Below are 14,814 nucleotides of genomic sequence, written 5' to 3'. Positions count from 1 at the left end.
CTGGGCAAATGGGGGCACCTGCGCCGCATAGTGATCGAGTGCTGCGGCCCGTTCTTCCCGGGTGGTGCCTGCCAGGTGCACGATCAGCGGGTGGTCCGCTGGCCGCCCCTTGGCGGCAAAAATGCGCGCCACGGCCTTGGGCTGGTCGGCGTCCGCGGCCAGCCCATAGACGGTCTCGGTGGGCAGCGCGACGAGGTGGCCGGCGCGCAGCCGCTGCACCGCGTCGTCGATGGCCGCGTCCGCTTCGGGCCGCTGGGCGTGAAGAATCAGCGCCATGGTGCGATACCCAGCCGCTGCGCTGCTGCTAGCGCGGTGGTTTGCGCCTGCGCTGCCGTCGGGGCAGTGACGGTGAGGTGCCCCATCTTGCGCCCGGGGCGGGCATCGAGCTTGCCATACAGGTGTAGGTGTACGCCGGGCAGCGCCAGCACGCCCGTCCAGTCCGGGGTGCACGGCTGGCCGTCGCGCCACCACAGGTCACCCAACAGGTTGAGCATGATGGCCGCGCTGTGCTGGCGCGGCGCGGGCAGGGGCAACCCGGTGAGTGTGCGTACTTGCAGCTCGAACTGCGACACGTCGCAAGCGTCGATCGTGTAGTGGCCGCTGTTGTGCGGGCGCGGCGCCATCTCGTTGACCACGAGCCTCCCGTCGGCACTGCCGTCGTCGATGACGAAATATTCCACGCACAGCACGCCGACGTATTGCAGCTGCTCGGCCACGATGCGTGTGGCCTCGACCGCCCGTTGCGCCAGGGCAGCAGGCACGGCACCGGGGACGGCTTCGGTCACGGCCAGGATGCCACGGCGGTGCACGTTGCGCTGCGGCTCGAAGTGCACCGTGGTCCCATCGGCGGCCCGCGCGAGGATGACCGATAGCTCGTCACGCAATGCCAACCGCTGCTCCAGCACACAAGGAACGCGGCCCAATTGTTCCCAGGCCGCGGCCAGTGCCGCTCGGTCGTCGACGGGAACTTGTCCTTTGCCGTCGTAGCCCAGGCGGGCGGTCTTGAGGATGCCAGGCAGCAGCGCATCGGGTACGCGCGCCAGATCATCGGCCTCGGTGATGACGGCATACGGCGCCGGCCCCACGCCGGCCAAGGGGGCGCAAGCCGCGAAGTGGGCCTTTTCCGCGATGCGGTCTTGCGCGATGGCCACCGCCTGCGCTCCGGGGGCGACCGGCCGTTGCGCGGCCAGGGTTGCCAGCGCCCCGGCGGGGACGTTTTCAAACTCGGTGGTGATGGCCTCACAGCGTTGCATCAATTGCGCCAGGCCCTGTTCGTCGTCGTAGGCGGTGGCGATGTGCACGTCGCTGGCGCGGCCTGCGGGGCTGATGGGATCGGGGTCGAGCACTGCTGTTTGGTAGCCCAGTGCCTGGGCCGCGTGCACGAACATGCGGCCCAGCTGACCCCCACCGAGCACCCCCAGGGTGGCCGTGCGACCACCGGCCATGGGGCCGGGCAGGATGGGCGTGGCGCTCATGACGCCTCCCCGATCGGCAGCGTCATGGCGCGCGCCATCGCGGTCTGCTCGGCACGAAAAGCGTGTAACCGTTCGCGCAGCGCGGCATCGTGGCGCGCCAGCATGGCCACCGCGAACAATGCCGCATTGGCCGCGCCTGCGGCACCGATGGCAAAGGTGGCCACCGGCACCCCCTTGGGCATTTGTACGATGGAGTGCAGCGAATCCACCCCCTGCAGGTGCCGACTGGGCACCGGCACGCCCAACACGGGCACCGTGGTCTTGGCCGCCAGCATGCCGGGAAGGTGGGCGGCGCCGCCTGCGCCGGCCACGATGGCTTGCAGCCCGCGGCCTTCCGCGGCTTCGGCATAAGCGAACATATCGTCGGGCATGCGGTGGGCCGAGACGACGCGCGCCTCGAAGGCGACGCCAAACTGTTGGAAAATGGCAGCCGCGTGTTGCATGGTCTCCCAGTCACTGCTGGAACCCATGACGACACCGACCTGGACGTTGCTGCTGGACATGGCGACCCCGGGGAAAATCCCTTCATTCTAGAGAATCGGACGGTGCCGACATGATCGACGTCACGCTTGCCAATTTCCAGACCGAGGTGCTCGAGGCCTCGCTGACCACCCCGGTGTTGGTGGATTTCTGGGCGCCCTGGTGTGGTCCCTGCAAGGTGCTGGGCCCCCTACTGGAAAAGGTGGAGGCGGCCTACGCCGGGCGCTTCGTGCTGGCCAAGGTCAACACGGAGGAGGAGCAGCAACTCGCGGGCTACTTCCAGATTCGCAGCATCCCGACCTGTATCCTGTTCGTCGGTGGCCAGCCGGTCGATGGGTTCATGGGCGCTTTGCCTGAAGGCCAGATCAAGGCTTTCTTGGACCGTCACTTGCCGAGCGACGCTGACCTCATGGCGCAGGCCGAGCTGGCCCAGGCGCAGCAAGCCGCGGCACAAGGGGATGCGGGCACGGCCTTGCAGCGCTTGCGCGATGCACTGGCGCAAGCGCCCGACAACGACGACGTACGCTACGATTTGGTGCGCCTGCTCATCGAAGCGGGGCAGCTCGACGAGGCGGCCGCCGCGCTCGCGCCCGCGCTGGGCAAGATTCCAGTGCCGCTGCGCTTCGAGGCGCTGGCGCAATGGCTCAACGCCCTCGAGTTTGTGCGCAACGACCCGCGTGGACAGTGGCCGCTCGAGAAGTTCGACGAGGCGATCGCGGCCAACAAGCGCGATTTCGAAACCCGATTCGCCAAAGCGCGCGTGTTGATCGCCCGCGGCGAGTGGCCCGCGGCGATGGATGAACTGCTCGAAATCATCATGCGCGACAAGAAGTGGGCCGACGAGGCCCCGCGCAAGACCATGGTCGCGCTGCTGGAGCTGTTGACGCCCGCCCGGCGCGATGGAGCACCGTCGCCGAAGTCGGCAGCGGGCTTGGAGATCGCCGGCCACACGGCGACACAGGAAGACCCGCAGGCCGAACTGGTGTCTCGCTACCGCCGCAAGCTCAGCATGGCGTTGAACTGATGACAACCGTGATTACCGTGCGCTTCGTGACCCCGGGGCCCCACGGCCCCGTGGACGACCGCGAGGTCGAGGTAGCCGCCGATGGCCGCAGCCTGATGAAGGCCGCCGTCGAGGCCGGAATCGACGGAATTGCCGCCGATTGCGGTGGCAACCTGACCTGCGCCACGTGTCATGTGATCGTGCCCGACGCGTGGCGCGATCGGCTGCCACCGCTGTCGGCCGATGAGGACACCATGCTCGACTACACCGCGGTCGAGCGCCAGCCCGGCAGCCGGTTGAGTTGCCAAATCCGCCTCGGGCCGGCGCTCGACGGACTGGTCGTCGAATTGCCCGCGCGCCAGTACTGACGACGCTGATGACGGGAAGGCGGCCATTGGGCGCCGCGTTGACACTTCTTTACGCAGCCGCCAAATGGGCTTGACAGCGGCCGCCGACACTGCCGTTGTCGGACGGGCCATGGGGGCTCGGCACCGGCAACGGTATCGAAGGAGTGTGACCATGAACGACGAACGGCAGTGGGGGCGCGGTTGGCGCCCAGTTTTGGTGGGGTTGGCGCTGGTGACGGCGTCTGCTGGCGTATGGGCGGCGGGCCCTGCCCACGGCATGGGCGGGCCCATGGGCCCGATGGAAGGAGCGGGCGAGCGCATGGTCGAACATTGGATGCGCGGGCTCGACCTCCAGCCGGCGCAGCGCGAACAACTGCAGACCCTGGCCCAAGCGGCCCGCGCCGATATGCAACCCCTGCGGCAGGAAGGCCGCGCGCTGCGCGAGGAGCGCCAGCGCCTGCTGGCCGCGCCAGCCCTGGACGAAGCCGCGCTGGAGGCATTGCGCCAGCGTGAACTGGCCTGGCACGACCGCTTGACGGCGCGCATGAACCGTTTCATGATCGATGCGGCCAAGGTGCTGACGCCGGAGCAGCGGCAACGCTGGGCCGAACGCATGCAACAGCGCGCCGAAGGCAAGCACCGTCCGGGGATGGGCCCGCATGAGCGCCCCCACCATTCTCATCGTTGACGACGACGGCCGGTTGGCCTCCATGCTGGCCGACTATTTGGGCAGCGCCGGCCTGCGCACCCGGCATGCCGAGACGCTGGCGCAAGCGCGTCAGTGCTTGCGTGCCAATCCCTTGCCCGACGCCGTGGTACTGGACTTGATGTTGCCCGACGGCGACGGGTTGGATCTGTGCCGTGAGCTGCGGCAGGCACCGCGCACGCGCGCCCTGCCGGTGCTGATGCTGACGGCGCGGGGCGAAGCGGCCGACCGTGTCGTGGGGCTCGAGCTCGGCGCCGACGACTACCTGGCCAAACCGTTCGAGGCGCGTGAATTGCTCGCGCGCCTGCGCGCGCTGCTGCGGCGCGCCAACGGCGCCCGCGACGATGCAGATTCGTGTCTGCGCGTGGGCGCGCTGGAGCTGGATTTGGGCGCGCTGCAGGTGCGTGTGCATGGACAGCCGCGCGAACTCACGCCCTACCAATTCCAACTGCTGGCCGTGTTGGCACGCCACGCGGGCCGGGTGCTCACGCGTGACCAGATCATGGATGCGTTGAAGGGCCATCCGCAAGAGGCGTTCGACCGCTCGATCGATGTGCACATCTCGCGCATCCGCGCCGCCATCGAGGACGACCCGCGCCAGCCGCGGCGCATCCTGACCGTGCGGGGTTGCGGCTATATGCTGGCGCGCAGCGCGGACGAAGTCGCGGCATGACGCGGCTGTTTTGGCGCATCTATGGCGCGGTGTTGGTCGTGCTGCTGGTGTTCGGCACGCTGGCCTACGGCGTGGCGCAATACCACGCGCAACGCGAGCGCGACGAGACCCAGGCTGCGTGGACGGACTGGAGTGGTGGTTGGGGCGATCCGCTGTTGACCCCCCTGCTCTACGACGAGGACGGCGAGCGTTCCCGCGGCCTGTGGATGGTGGGATCGCTGGCCATCGCCTGGGGTTTGGTGGGACTGGTCGCCTATCCGGTGGTGCGCTCACTCACGCGTCGATTGGAGCGGCTGCGCGCGGGCGTGCAAGCGTTCGGCCAGGGCGATTTGCGCCAGCGCGTGGACGTCAGCGGGCGTGACGAAGTGGCCGCACTGGCGGCCAGCTTCAACGCCGCCGCGGCGCGCATCGAGACGCTGGTGCAGGCGCACCGGTCGCTGCTGGCCAACGCCTCGCACGAGTTGCGCTCGCCGTTGGCCCGTTTGCGCCTAGCGCTGTCGCTGCTGCGGCAAGACCCGGCAGCGGCTGACGCGCGCTGGCGCGAGATCGAGCGCAACCTGGCCGAGCTCGATGCGCTGGTCGAGGAGGTATTGCTGGCCAGCCGCCTGCAGGCGATGCCCGCCTTCGAGCGCGCGCCGGTCGAGTTACTCGGCTTGGCCGCTGAGGAAGCAGCGGCTGTCGGGGCGGAGGTCGAGGGGGTGGTGTTGACCGTTCTGGGCGACGAGCGACTGCTGCGGCGCGCGGTGCGCAACCTGCTGGACAACGCCCGCCGCCACGCTCCCCCACAGCCCCCCGACGTGCAGCTGCGGCGCGTGGGTGACGCTGCCGAACTGCGCGTGTGTGACCGCGGCCCGGGTGTGCCCGAGGCCGAGCGCGAGCGGATTTTCGAGCCTTTTTACCGCCTGCGCGGCCATGGCGAGAGCGCGGGCGGCGTGGGGCTGGGCCTGAGTCTGGTGCGCCAGATCGCCGAGCGGCACGGCGGCAGCGTGCACTGCGAGCCGCGCCCCGGTGGCGGCAGCTGCTTCGTGTTGCGGCTGCCGCTGCGTTGACCTCAACCGATCAGGCGCTGGAGTGCTTCGCGGTATTTGGCCGCAGTCTGCTCGATCACTTCGCGTGGCAAGCGCGGCGCCGGTGGCGTTTTGTTCCACGGCCGTCCGTCCACCTGTGCCGTCTCCAGCCAGTCGCGCAGGTACTGCTTGTCGAAGCTCGGCGGATTGATGCCTTCCTGATACGATTCTGCGGGCCAGTAACGCGACGAATCGGGCGTGAGCACCTCGTCCATCAGCGTCAGCGTGCCGTCCGCATCCAGGCCGAACTCGAACTTCGTGTCGGCGATGATGATACCCCGCGTGGCCGCATAGTCGCTGGCCGTTTGGTACAGGCGGATCGATAGGTCACGGATACGCGCGGCCAGATCAGGCCCGATGCGGGCGGCCATTTCGTCGAACGTGATGTTTTCGTCGTGCTCGCCCACGGCCGCCTTGGCCGCCGGGGTGAAGATCGGCGCGGGCAGCCGCGAGGCCAGGCGCAGCCCCGCGGGCAGCGGCACGCCACATACCGACTGCGATTGCTGGTACTCCTTCCACCCGCTGCCGGCCAGGTAGCCGCGCACCACCGCTTCCACCGGGATGGGCTGCAGCCGCTTGACCAACATCGATCGCCCGCGCACCAGCTCGCGCTCATCGGGGGCCACGACGCTCAGCGGATCCTCACCCGTCAGGTGGATGGGGCAAAGGTTGGCCCCCTTGGGCCCCAGCTTGTCGAACCAAAACAGACTCAAGCGCGTCAGCAGCTCGCCCTTGCCCGGGATGGGCTCGCCCATGATGACATCGAACGCACTGATGCGGTCGGTGGCCACCATGAGGATGCGGTCGGTGCCGACCGCGTAGTTGTCGCGTACCTTGCCGCGCGCGAGCAGCGGCAGCGAGTGGAGTTGGGTGGTGTGCACCGCTTGTATCATGCCGTCGATGGTAGCGCATCTCGACTCGGGGCCAGCTGGTGACTGCGTTGTCCGTCTCCACGGGTCAATCGTCGACGGCATCGACATCATGCACAGCGTCGAGCCGATGCATGACATAGGCGTACAGCACGACGATGGCCACATAGGTCAGCAACGCGCCCTGAGCGGCCACCCAGTAGCTGAACGGCCAACCGAAAAAATCGAAGCGTAGCTCGCGCGCGAAGTACGCGACGACGAACGTCACCCCAAACCAGATCACCAGCAGTGCGCTCGTGATGACCAGAACGCAACGCCAATATCGTTGCTGCACGTCGTGCGGTCGCTGCATCGTGCGCTATCCCACCTGCCCCACCTTGAGCATGTTGGTGCCGCCCGGCGTGCCCATCGGCTCGCCGGCGGTGATCACGTACCGGTCGCCCGTCTGCAGGCGTCCGCGTGATTTCAGGTGTTGTTCCGCCTGCATCAGCGCCGTGTCCCGATCGGCACTGCCGCCCGCGATGCGCAGCGCGTGCACATTGCGGTACAGGGCAAGGCGCCGTGCCGTGCTCACGCGTGGCGTGATGGCAAAGATCGGGATGTCCACCGTGGGGCGGCTCATCCACAGCGGCGTGGAGCCGGACTCGGTCAGGGCGATGATGGCGCGCGCTTGCAGGTGCGATGCAATGAACAGCGCGCCGAGCGCGATCGATTGGTCGATACGCGCGAATCTCTTGCCGATGAAGTCGGCATCGAGCGCGTCGTGGTACGCTTGCTCCGCCGCCAGGCAGATGCGCGCCATCTCCTGTACCGTCTGCAGCGGGAATTTGCCGGCGGCGGTCTCGGCGCTCAGCATCACGGCGTCGGTGCCATCGAGCACCGCGTTGGCCACATCGCTGACTTCGGCGCGCGTGGGCACCGGTGCGTGAATCATGCTCTCCATCATTTGCGTGGCGGTGATCACGAGCCGATCGTGCTCGCGTGCCAGCGCGATCATGCGCTTTTGCAGCGCCGGCACGGCCGCATTGCCCACCTCGACCGCGAGGTCGCCGCGCGCGACCATGATGCCGTCGCTGGCCAGCAGAATCGCTTCCAGCTCGGGGATGGCTTCGGCACGCTCGATTTTGGCAATCAAGCCGGGGCGATGGTCATCGGTGGCGGCTTCATCGCACAGGCGGCGCGCCAAGCGCATGTCGTCGGCGTTCTTGGGAAAGCTCACCGCCACATAGTCGGCCCGTAGCGCCATGGCGGTGGCGATGTCGGCCATGTCCTTGGGGGTGAGCGCGGGGGCGGTCAACCCCCCGCCGCGCTTGTTGATGCCCTTGTGGTTGGACAGCTCGCCCCCCACCACGACGCGGGTGTGCACGGCCGCGCCTTCCACGCGGACCACTTCCAGCTCGATCAGGCCATCGTTGAGCAGCAAGATGTCGCCGGGCACCACGTCGCGTGGCAACTCCTTGTAGTCCAGGCCGACCACGGTTTCGTCGCCCGGCTCCGTCCGGGTGGCGTCGAGCACGAACGGCGCTCCCTCGCGCAGGGTGACACGGCCATGGGCGAACTTGCCCACCCGAATCTTGGGACCCTGCAGGTCGGCCATGATGGCCACCTCTTTGCCCAGGCGCTGTGCTGCGGCGCGCACGCGCTCGGCACGCTGGCGGTGATCGTCGGCGCTGCCGTGAGAAAAATTCAGGCGCACGACATCGACGCCCGCCTGCAGCATGGCCTCGAGCATGTCGGGGGCATCGGACGCGGGTCCGAGGGTGGCAACGATTTTGGTGGCGCGCAATGGCATGGGGTCTCCTCGCAAGGTTGGGGCGGACCACCCGCGGGGGGTGGTGGCGCCGGATTTGGGTATTCTCCACCCCCTATCGTAGTACGCATGCGTGACAGCGCTTTGATACAGTGGCTGCATGAACGCCGAACGCCCCACTCGACGGCCGCCAGCCAAGCCGTTGGCGGGCGTGCGCATCGTCAGCCTGGCGCTCAACTTACCTGGGCCGGCCGCCGTGATGCGGCTGCGGGCGCTGGGCGCCCGCTGCACCCCGATCGAGCCGCCCACGGGCGATCCCATGCGGCACTACAGCGCTGCCGCCTACGCACGCCTGCACCGGGGTGTGGACGCGATCGAGCTGGATCTCAAAAGCGTGGCCGGCCAGCGTCGCTTGGCGCGCCGGCTCGACCGCGCCGACGTGTTGCTCACGGCCTTTCGCCCGTCGGCGCTGGCGCGGCTCGGGTTGGACGCCGATACCCTGCGCGCCCGCTGGCCGCGCCTGTGCGTGGTGCGCATCGTCGGCGGGCCGGGCGCGCGGGCCGAGGAGGCCGGGCACGATCTGACCTATCAGGCCGAGGCGGGCCTGATCGATGGCGAGACGATGCCGCCCAGCCTGCTGGCCGACATGGCTGGCGCCCTGCTGGCCGTCGAAGCGGTGCTGGCCGCACTCATCGTGCGCGAACGGACCGGTCATGGCGGGATCCATGACGTGGCGCTGAGTGACGCCGCCCGCTGGCTGGCGCTGCCGCGCGACTGGGGCCTGACCACGCCCGGCGGGCTGTTGGGTGGTGCCCATGCTGGGTACCGGATCTACCGCTGCGCTGACGGGCGGGTGGCGGTGGCAGCGTTGGAGCCCCACTTCGCCCACCGCTTGGGCGAGCTGGCCGGGCTGGGCGCACTGACCCCGCAGGCGTGCCTGCAGCCAGCCACCGCGCAAGCCTTGGCGCGCTGGTTCGGGCAACGCACGCGCGCGCAGCTGCGGGCGCTGGCGCGCCGGCATGATTTGCCGTGGGTGGTGTTGGAGTGACCATGGGCCAACAAACGAAACGATGGGTCGGAGTCGCCGTCCTACTAGGGCTGGCGGCGGCTGCGGCATGGTGGATGACGCAGCCGGTGCCGGTGCGCGTGGTGACCCTGGAGGCGCGGCCCGTGCAGATGTCGGTGGTCGTGGCCGGCCGCGTAGCGGCGGCGCGCGAGACGACCCTGGCCAGCACGGTGACCGGACGGGTATGGGCCACCCCCGTGGCCGAGGGGGCAGCGGTCCGGGCCGGCACCCCGCTCGTGGTGCTCGACAGCGACGAATGGCGTGCGGCGGTCGCACAAGCACGGGCGCAGCAGGCTGACGCGCGCAATCAACTGGCAGAGGCCGAGCGGCAGGCGGCCCGACAGCGCGTGGCCCAGGCCGACGCTGCGCTGCGGCAATCGCGCGCTCGCCTGGACTAGACGACCGTGCGGGCACCCACGGACGGTGCGTTGCCTGTGCGCGCCGGTGTTGACGTGGGGGTGCAGGTGATCGATCCCGCGCCGAACTTGCCCGAAGGTGGGCGCGTCGAGGTGCGGCCGTGAGGTTCGTCTGGACGGTGGCGTGGCGGCTGCTACGCGATGGGCGGTTTCAGACCTGGCTCATCGTCGGCGGGGTCACGATCGGGGTGGCGGTGGTGGTCTACATCACGGCCATCATCGATGGCTTGCAGGTCAACATCATCGACCGCACGCTGTCGTCGCAGGCGCACGTGGTGCTGCGCCCGGCCGAGCGGCTCAACCAGCGGGCCTGGGACGCGCGGGCGGAAGTGCGCACGCTGGCCGACGTGCGCAAGCGCACCCAGCGCGAGGCCACCATCGGCGATGTCGATGCGGTGCTCGCCGCCGTGCGGGCCGTGCCGGGGGTGCAAGCCGCCGCAGCGGTGGCGTCCGGCCCGGGCGTGGCCCAGCAGGGCGGGGTGCGCAAGGCCATTGTCGTGCTGGGCGTGGATTTGGCGGATTTTCAGCAGGTCATCCGGCTGGACGACAAACGCCGCGAGGGCACGCTCTCGCTCGCCGCGGGCGAGGCGCTGATCGGCAGCGAGCTGGCCTCCGATCTCGGGCTGGCGCCTGGGGCGCGCGTGCGGCTGCAGTCCGCGTCCGGTGAGGTGCTGTCGGTGCGCGTCGCGGGGGTGTTGGATTACGGCGTGCAAGATCTCAACCGTCGGCGTGTGTTGCTGCCGCTGCGCGATGCGCAAAGCTTGCTGGGCTACGGGCGGGAGGTCACCGAAATCGACGTGCGCGTGCAGCGCTTGTTCGAGGCGCAGCGCCTGGCGGCGGATCTGTCGCGGGTCACGGGGTTGACCGCCGAGAGCTGGCAGGCCGCCAACGGCCAGCTGGTGACCGCCTTGCGCAGCCAGAGCGCGTCGGGCCTGATGATCCGGTTCTTCGTGACGCTGGCGGTGGCGTTGGGCATCGCCAGCGTGTTGGTGGTGTCGGTCGTGCAGCGCCAGCGCGAAATCGGCATCCTGCGCGCCATGGGCACGCCCCGACAGCGCATCCTGGCCGTCTTTTTGCTGCAAGGGGGGATCGTGGGCCTGGGCGGGTCGTTGCTGGGCACGGCGCTGGGGGCGGCGCTGGCCGTGGGATTTACGCGCGTGGCCCGCAACGCCGACGGCAGCCCGCTGTTTCCGATCGTGCTGCAGCCGGAGCTGTTCGTCTCCAGCGCCGCGCTGGCCACGCTGGTCGGGGTACTGGCCGCCTGGCTGCCCGCGCGGCGTGCGGCGCGGCTCGACCCCGTGGAGGCGATCCGTGGCTGAGGTGCTGCGTCTGCAGGGCGTGCGCAAGCGCTACGGCGGGGGCGCGTCCCCGATCGTCGAGGTGCTGCACGGCATCGACCTGACGCTGGCGGACGGCGCGTTTGCCGCGCTCGTGGGTCCATCGGGGTCGGGCAAGTCCACGCTGCTCAACCTCATCGGGCTGCTCGAGACGCCGTCGGAAGGCGAAATCTGGCTGGCCGGCCAGCCCGCCCACGCCGCCTCGGAGGCGCACCGCACCGCCTGGCGCAACCAATACCTCGGCTTCATTTTCCAGTTTCACCATCTGCTGGGCGCTTTCAGCGCCGAAGAGAACGTGCTGATGCCCGTGCTGGCGGCCGGGCGCGGTCGCATCCACGCCGACGACCGCCGCCGCGCCCGCCTGCTTCTGGAGCGCACGGGTTTGGCGGCGCACGCGCATAAACGGCCGGTGCAGCTCTCCGGAGGCCAACAGCAGCGCGTGGCCATCGTGCGCGCGCTCATGAACCGCCCGCGATTGGTGCTGGCCGACGAACCCACGGGCAACCTGGACTCCCGCACCGCGCAAGAGGTCTTTGCCCTGCTGCGCGAGCTCAACCGCGACGAAGGCACGGCATTTCTCATCGTCACGCACGACGCGGGGCTGGCGGCTCGCTGTGATCGGCAGGTGTATTTGCAAGATGGGCGGCTGGTGCGGGACTCGGCAAGGGTTGCGTGATAAGCGCTATCAATGGGCTAAACAGAATCAATTGATAATCGTATTGAGAATCGCTACCATGACCCCATCATCCCCTGCACATCGAGGAGTACGGTCATGGCACGCATCCGTCGCATCGTCCACACCCACCGCTTGGCGCTGCTGAAAACCGCCACCTACTACGTGCTGCACATCACGGTAGCGGCGGCCGTTGCCTACGCCGTCACGGGCAACCTGTGGGCGGCGCTGACCCTGTCGTTGCTGGAGCCCACGGTGCAGGCAGTAGCGTACTTTTTCCACGAGCGCGCCTGGGCGCGGGTGGTGGCGCGCGCGCAACCGCGGCAGACGCCGCGCCTTGCACCGTCCGTTGCCGCGGGTTCATCGGCGCTGGGCTGAACGGGTGCATTGGCGCCCATGCAGTCACGGCTGCCGCCACCGGCGCGTGGGGCCCGTGGGGGCTTTCTACAATCGGAGCCTCATGCTGCCGCCTGTCGCCGTTGCGCAGGCGACGACCCCCAGGAGGTTCCACCATGGCCGAATCCCCATCGGACTCGCGCGCGCAGCTCAAGCGCGCCGCGCTCGATTACCACGAGCACCCCACACCGGGCAAACTGTCGGTGACGCCGACCAAGGCACTGTCCAACCAACGTGACTTGGCGCTGGCGTATTCGCCCGGGGTGGCCGCGCCCTGTGAGGAGATCGTCGCCGACCCGGCCAACGCCTTTCGCTACACCGGCCGCGGCAACTTGGTGGCGGTGATCACCAACGGCACGGCGGTGCTGGGTCTGGGCGACATCGGGCCGCTGGCGGCCAAGCCGGTCATGGAAGGCAAGGCGGTGCTGTTCAAAAAGTTCGCCGGCATCGACGTTTTCGACATCGAAGTCAACGAAAAAGACCCCGATCGACTGGTGGACATCATCGCCGCACTGGAGCCCACGTTTGGCGGCGTCAACCTCGAGGACATCAAGGCACCCGACTGCTTCTACATCGAGCGCCGGTTGCGCGAGCGCATGAAGATCCCGGTGTTTCACGACGATCAGCACGGCACGGCCATCGTCGTGGGCGCGGCGCTGCTCAATGGCCTGCACGTGGTGGGCAAGTCGCTGCAGGACATCAAGCTGGTGACGTCGGGTGCCGGGGCGGCGGCGCTGGCGTGCCTGAACCTGCTCGTCAAACTGGGTTTGCCGCGCCAAAACATCTGGGTGACCGACCTGGCGGGTGTGGTGTACGAGGGCCGCACCGAACTGATGGACCCGGACAAGGCCCCCTTTGCGCAGCGCACCGACGCGCGCACGCTGGCCGAGGTCATCGAGGGGGCCGACGTCTTTCTGGGCCTGTCCGCAGGCGGTGTGCTCAAGCCCGAGATGGTGGCGCGCATGGCGCCGCGTCCGCTCATCTTTGCGCTGGCCAACCCGACACCCGAAATCCTGCCCGAGCAGGTGCGCGCGGTGCGCGATGACGCCATCATGGCCACGGGGCGCAGCGACTACCCGAATCAGGTCAACAATGTTCTGTGCTTTCCGTACATCTTCCGGGGGGCGCTCGATTGCGGGGCCACCACCATCACCGACGAAATGGAAATCGCCGCCGTGCACGCGATCGCCGAGCTGGCGCGCGCCGAGCAAAGCGAAGTGGTGGCGCAGGCGTACGCGGGGGAGAAGCTCGCCTTCGGGCCGGAGTACCTGATCCCCAAGCCGTTCGACCCGCGGCTGATGATGCGCATCGCCCCTGCGGTGGCCGAGGCGGCGGCGCGCAGTGGCGTCGCCCAGCGGCCCATTGCCGACCTGGATGCCTACCGCGAGCGGCTGCAGACCTTCGTGTTCGCGTCGGGCACGCTGATGAAGCCGGTGGTTGCCATCGCCAAGCAGGCGCGCTACAAGAGCGTGGCCTATGCCGAGGGCGAGGAGGAGCGCGTGCTGCGCGCCGCGCAGGTGGTGGTCGACGAGGGGCTGGCGCGTCCGGTGCTCATCGGGCGGCCCGCCGTGATCGCCCAGCGCATCGAGCGCTTTGGGCTGCGGCTGCGCGCCGGCGACGATTACGACGTGGTCAACGTCGAGCAGGATCACCGCTACCGCACCTTCTGGCAGGACTACCACCAGCTGATGGAGCGCCGCGGCGTGACGCCGCAGATGGCCAAGATCGAGATGCGCCGCCGCCTCACGCTCATCGGGGCCATGCTGCTGCGCCATGGCGAAGTGCATGGGCTCATTTGCGGCACCTGGGGCACGCCGGCCATGCACCTGCACTATATCGATCAGGTGATCGGCAAACGACCGGGCGCCCAAGCCTATGCGGCCATGAACGCCATCCTGCTGCCCGGGCGGCAGGTGTTCTTGGTCGACACCCACATCAACGTCGACCCCAGCGCCGAGCAACTGGCCGAGATCACGCAGATGGCCGCGCGCAAGATCATGCGCTTTGGCATCACGCCCAAAGCGGCGTTGCTGTCGCATTCCAACTTTGGCTCCTCCGACGCCCCGAGCGCGGTCAAGATGCGCAAGGTGCTGGCCATCCTGCGCGAGCAGGCCCCTTGGCTGGAAGTGGACGGCGAGATGCACGGCGACGTGGCGCTGGACGCGGCCGCGCGCCAGCAGATCATGCCGCGCAGCACTCTGCATGGTGAGGCCAACCTGCTGGTGTGTCCCAATGTGGACGCGGCCAACATCGCCTACAACCTGCTCAAGACCGCGGCCGGTGGCGGTATCGCCATCGGCCCGATGCTGCTGGGGGTGGCCAAACCCGTGCACATCTTGACCGCCAGCTCCACGGTGCGCCGCATCGTCAACATGACGGCGCTGACCGTCGCCGAGGCCAACGTGGGGCCGCGCGCGGTGGGCGCCGCCGACGGCACGGGCGAGCCATCCGGCCGCGCCTGAGCGCGCACGCCCATCCGCAGCACAAGACTTCCGATTTGTCAAGATCTTGCAATCCGCGGACGGTTCAGGCACACTTGCGCGCTTGATTTCAGGG

17 protein-coding genes are annotated in these 14,814 nt (G+C 68.9%); 11 read left to right on the top strand and 6 right to left on the bottom strand.

Annotated elements, in window-relative coordinates; translation table 11 throughout:
• The 3 genes from Q0716_RS08590 to purE all read right to left on the bottom strand — a co-directional run.
• A partial coding sequence (locus tag Q0716_RS08590; RefSeq protein ID WP_299022044.1) for a Sua5/YciO/YrdC/YwlC family protein occupies window positions 1-276 on the bottom strand: 276 nt, incomplete at its 3' end.
• A complete protein-coding gene (locus tag Q0716_RS08585; RefSeq protein WP_299022040.1) occupies window positions 267-1,475 on the bottom strand; it encodes a 5-(carboxyamino)imidazole ribonucleotide synthase in 1,209 nt (402 codons plus the stop codon). The genes Q0716_RS08585 and Q0716_RS08590, both read right to left, overlap by 10 nt.
• Window positions 1,472-1,978, bottom strand: coding sequence for a 5-(carboxyamino)imidazole ribonucleotide mutase (gene purE / locus Q0716_RS08580; protein ID WP_299022038.1), 507 nt, complete (start codon window positions 1,976-1,978; stop codon window positions 1,472-1,474). The genes Q0716_RS08585 and purE overlap by 4 nt, the downstream gene beginning before the upstream one ends.
• 50 nt (window positions 1,979-2,028) lie before the next feature.
• Between purE and trxA the strand changes: the two genes are divergently transcribed.
• The 5 genes from trxA (at window position 2,029) to Q0716_RS08555 (ending at window position 5,733) form a co-directional block, all read left to right on the top strand.
• Complete coding sequence (trxA, locus tag Q0716_RS08575; protein ID WP_299022036.1) at window positions 2,029-2,979, top strand: thioredoxin; 951 nt, start codon at window positions 2,029-2,031, stop codon at window positions 2,977-2,979.
• Window positions 2,979-3,326: a 2Fe-2S iron-sulfur cluster-binding protein gene (locus tag Q0716_RS08570; protein ID WP_299022034.1), complete on the top strand. Its 348-nt coding sequence runs from the start codon at window positions 2,979-2,981 to the stop codon at window positions 3,324-3,326. The genes trxA and Q0716_RS08570 overlap by 1 nt, the downstream gene beginning before the upstream one ends.
• Window positions 3,327-3,477: 151 nt before the next feature.
• Window positions 3,478-3,993, top strand: coding sequence for a Spy/CpxP family protein refolding chaperone (locus tag Q0716_RS08565; RefSeq protein ID WP_299022031.1), 516 nt, complete (start codon window positions 3,478-3,480; stop codon window positions 3,991-3,993).
• Entirely contained in the window at window positions 3,965-4,684 is a 720-nt protein-coding gene (locus Q0716_RS08560; RefSeq protein ID WP_299022028.1) for a response regulator transcription factor, read from the top strand. Before Q0716_RS08565 ends, Q0716_RS08560 begins: the two co-directional genes overlap by 29 nt.
• Entirely contained in the window at window positions 4,681-5,733 is a 1,053-nt protein-coding gene (locus Q0716_RS08555; RefSeq protein ID WP_366139728.1) for a HAMP domain-containing sensor histidine kinase, read from the top strand. The genes Q0716_RS08560 and Q0716_RS08555 overlap by 4 nt, the downstream gene beginning before the upstream one ends.
• A gap of 2 nt (window positions 5,734-5,735) precedes the next feature.
• Here the strand turns inward: Q0716_RS08555 and Q0716_RS08550 are convergent, their stop codons facing one another.
• The 3 genes from Q0716_RS08550 to pyk all read right to left on the bottom strand — a co-directional run bounded on the left by Q0716_RS08550 (window position 5,736) and on the right by pyk (window position 8,412).
• Window positions 5,736-6,644: a phosphoribosylaminoimidazolesuccinocarboxamide synthase gene (locus Q0716_RS08550; RefSeq protein ID WP_299022026.1), complete on the bottom strand. Its 909-nt coding sequence runs from the start codon at window positions 6,642-6,644 to the stop codon at window positions 5,736-5,738.
• Between the two features lie 64 nt (window positions 6,645-6,708).
• On the bottom strand, window positions 6,709-6,972 hold the full coding sequence (locus Q0716_RS08545) for a DUF4212 domain-containing protein (RefSeq protein WP_299022025.1): 264 nt from the start codon (window positions 6,970-6,972) through the stop codon (window positions 6,709-6,711).
• A gap of 6 nt (window positions 6,973-6,978) precedes the next feature.
• Entirely contained in the window at window positions 6,979-8,412 is a 1,434-nt protein-coding gene (gene pyk, locus Q0716_RS08540; protein ID WP_299022023.1) for a pyruvate kinase, read from the bottom strand.
• A 118-nt stretch (window positions 8,413-8,530) separates the two neighbouring features.
• On the opposite strand from pyk, the gene Q0716_RS08535 reads away from it, so the two are divergent.
• From Q0716_RS08535 to Q0716_RS08510, 6 genes are all read left to right on the top strand, one after another.
• Window positions 8,531-9,418 carry a CoA transferase gene (locus Q0716_RS08535; protein ID WP_299022021.1) on the top strand — a complete coding sequence of 296 codons (888 nt, stop codon included), beginning with the start codon at window positions 8,531-8,533 and terminating at the stop codon, window positions 9,416-9,418.
• 74 nt (window positions 9,419-9,492) lie between these two features.
• On the top strand, window positions 9,493-9,834 hold the full coding sequence (locus tag Q0716_RS08530) for a biotin/lipoyl-binding protein (RefSeq protein WP_299022018.1): 342 nt from the start codon (window positions 9,493-9,495) through the stop codon (window positions 9,832-9,834).
• Between the two features lie 119 nt (window positions 9,835-9,953).
• The gene (locus Q0716_RS08525) at window positions 9,954-11,171 is read left to right on the top strand and encodes an ABC transporter permease (RefSeq protein WP_299022015.1); all 1,218 of its coding nucleotides are present in this window, start codon (window positions 9,954-9,956) and stop codon (window positions 11,169-11,171) included.
• A gap of 1 nt (window position 11,172) precedes the next feature.
• Window positions 11,173-11,865 carry an ABC transporter ATP-binding protein gene (locus Q0716_RS08520; protein WP_299022051.1) on the top strand — a complete coding sequence of 231 codons (693 nt, stop codon included), beginning with the start codon at window positions 11,173-11,175 and terminating at the stop codon, window positions 11,863-11,865.
• A 96-nt stretch (window positions 11,866-11,961) separates the two neighbouring features.
• A complete protein-coding gene (locus Q0716_RS08515; protein ID WP_299022013.1) occupies window positions 11,962-12,240 on the top strand; it encodes a DUF2061 domain-containing protein in 279 nt (92 codons plus the stop codon).
• Window positions 12,241-12,374: 134 nt separating this feature from the next.
• Entirely contained in the window at window positions 12,375-14,720 is a 2,346-nt protein-coding gene (locus Q0716_RS08510) for an NADP-dependent malic enzyme (protein WP_299022011.1), read from the top strand.
• Window positions 14,721-14,814 lie beyond the last annotated feature (94 nt).

Source organism: uncultured Tepidimonas sp. (genome assembly GCF_938045175.1).
In the GTDB taxonomy this organism is placed as follows: domain Bacteria; phylum Pseudomonadota; class Gammaproteobacteria; order Burkholderiales; family Burkholderiaceae_C; genus Tepidimonas.
Note: the sequence above shows the minus strand (reverse complement) of the source record. Positions and strands in the feature narration are given on the sequence as shown.

Bases quoted from the DNA above. Each gene is read 5' to 3' on its own strand.
- Q0716_RS08585 (WP_299022040.1), bottom strand. From the start codon at position 1,475: ATGAGCGCCACGCCCATCCTGCCCGGCCCCATGGCCGGTGGTCGCACG.
- purE (WP_299022038.1), bottom strand. From the start codon at position 1,978: ATGTCCAGCAGCAACGTCCAGGTCGGTGTCGTCATGGGTTCCAGCAGT.
- trxA (WP_299022036.1), top strand. From the start codon at position 2,029: ATGATCGACGTCACGCTTGCCAATTTCCAGACCGAGGTGCTCGAGGCC.
- Q0716_RS08570 (WP_299022034.1), top strand. From the start codon at position 2,979: ATGACAACCGTGATTACCGTGCGCTTCGTGACCCCGGGGCCCCACGGC.
- Q0716_RS08565 (WP_299022031.1), top strand. From the start codon at position 3,478: ATGAACGACGAACGGCAGTGGGGGCGCGGTTGGCGCCCAGTTTTGGTG.
- Q0716_RS08560 (WP_299022028.1), top strand. From the start codon at position 3,965: ATGAGCGCCCCCACCATTCTCATCGTTGACGACGACGGCCGGTTGGCC.
- Q0716_RS08555 (WP_366139728.1), top strand. From the start codon at position 4,681: ATGACGCGGCTGTTTTGGCGCATCTATGGCGCGGTGTTGGTCGTGCTG.
- Q0716_RS08550 (WP_299022026.1), bottom strand. From the start codon at position 6,644: ATGATACAAGCGGTGCACACCACCCAACTCCACTCGCTGCCGCTGCTC.
- Q0716_RS08545 (WP_299022025.1), bottom strand. From the start codon at position 6,972: ATGCAGCGACCGCACGACGTGCAGCAACGATATTGGCGTTGCGTTCTG.
- pyk (WP_299022023.1), bottom strand. From the start codon at position 8,412: ATGCCATTGCGCGCCACCAAAATCGTTGCCACCCTCGGACCCGCGTCC.
- Q0716_RS08535 (WP_299022021.1), top strand. From the start codon at position 8,531: ATGAACGCCGAACGCCCCACTCGACGGCCGCCAGCCAAGCCGTTGGCG.
- Q0716_RS08530 (WP_299022018.1), top strand. From the start codon at position 9,493: ATGACGCAGCCGGTGCCGGTGCGCGTGGTGACCCTGGAGGCGCGGCCC.
- Q0716_RS08515 (WP_299022013.1), top strand. From the start codon at position 11,962: ATGGCACGCATCCGTCGCATCGTCCACACCCACCGCTTGGCGCTGCTG.
- Q0716_RS08510 (WP_299022011.1), top strand. From the start codon at position 12,375: ATGGCCGAATCCCCATCGGACTCGCGCGCGCAGCTCAAGCGCGCCGCG.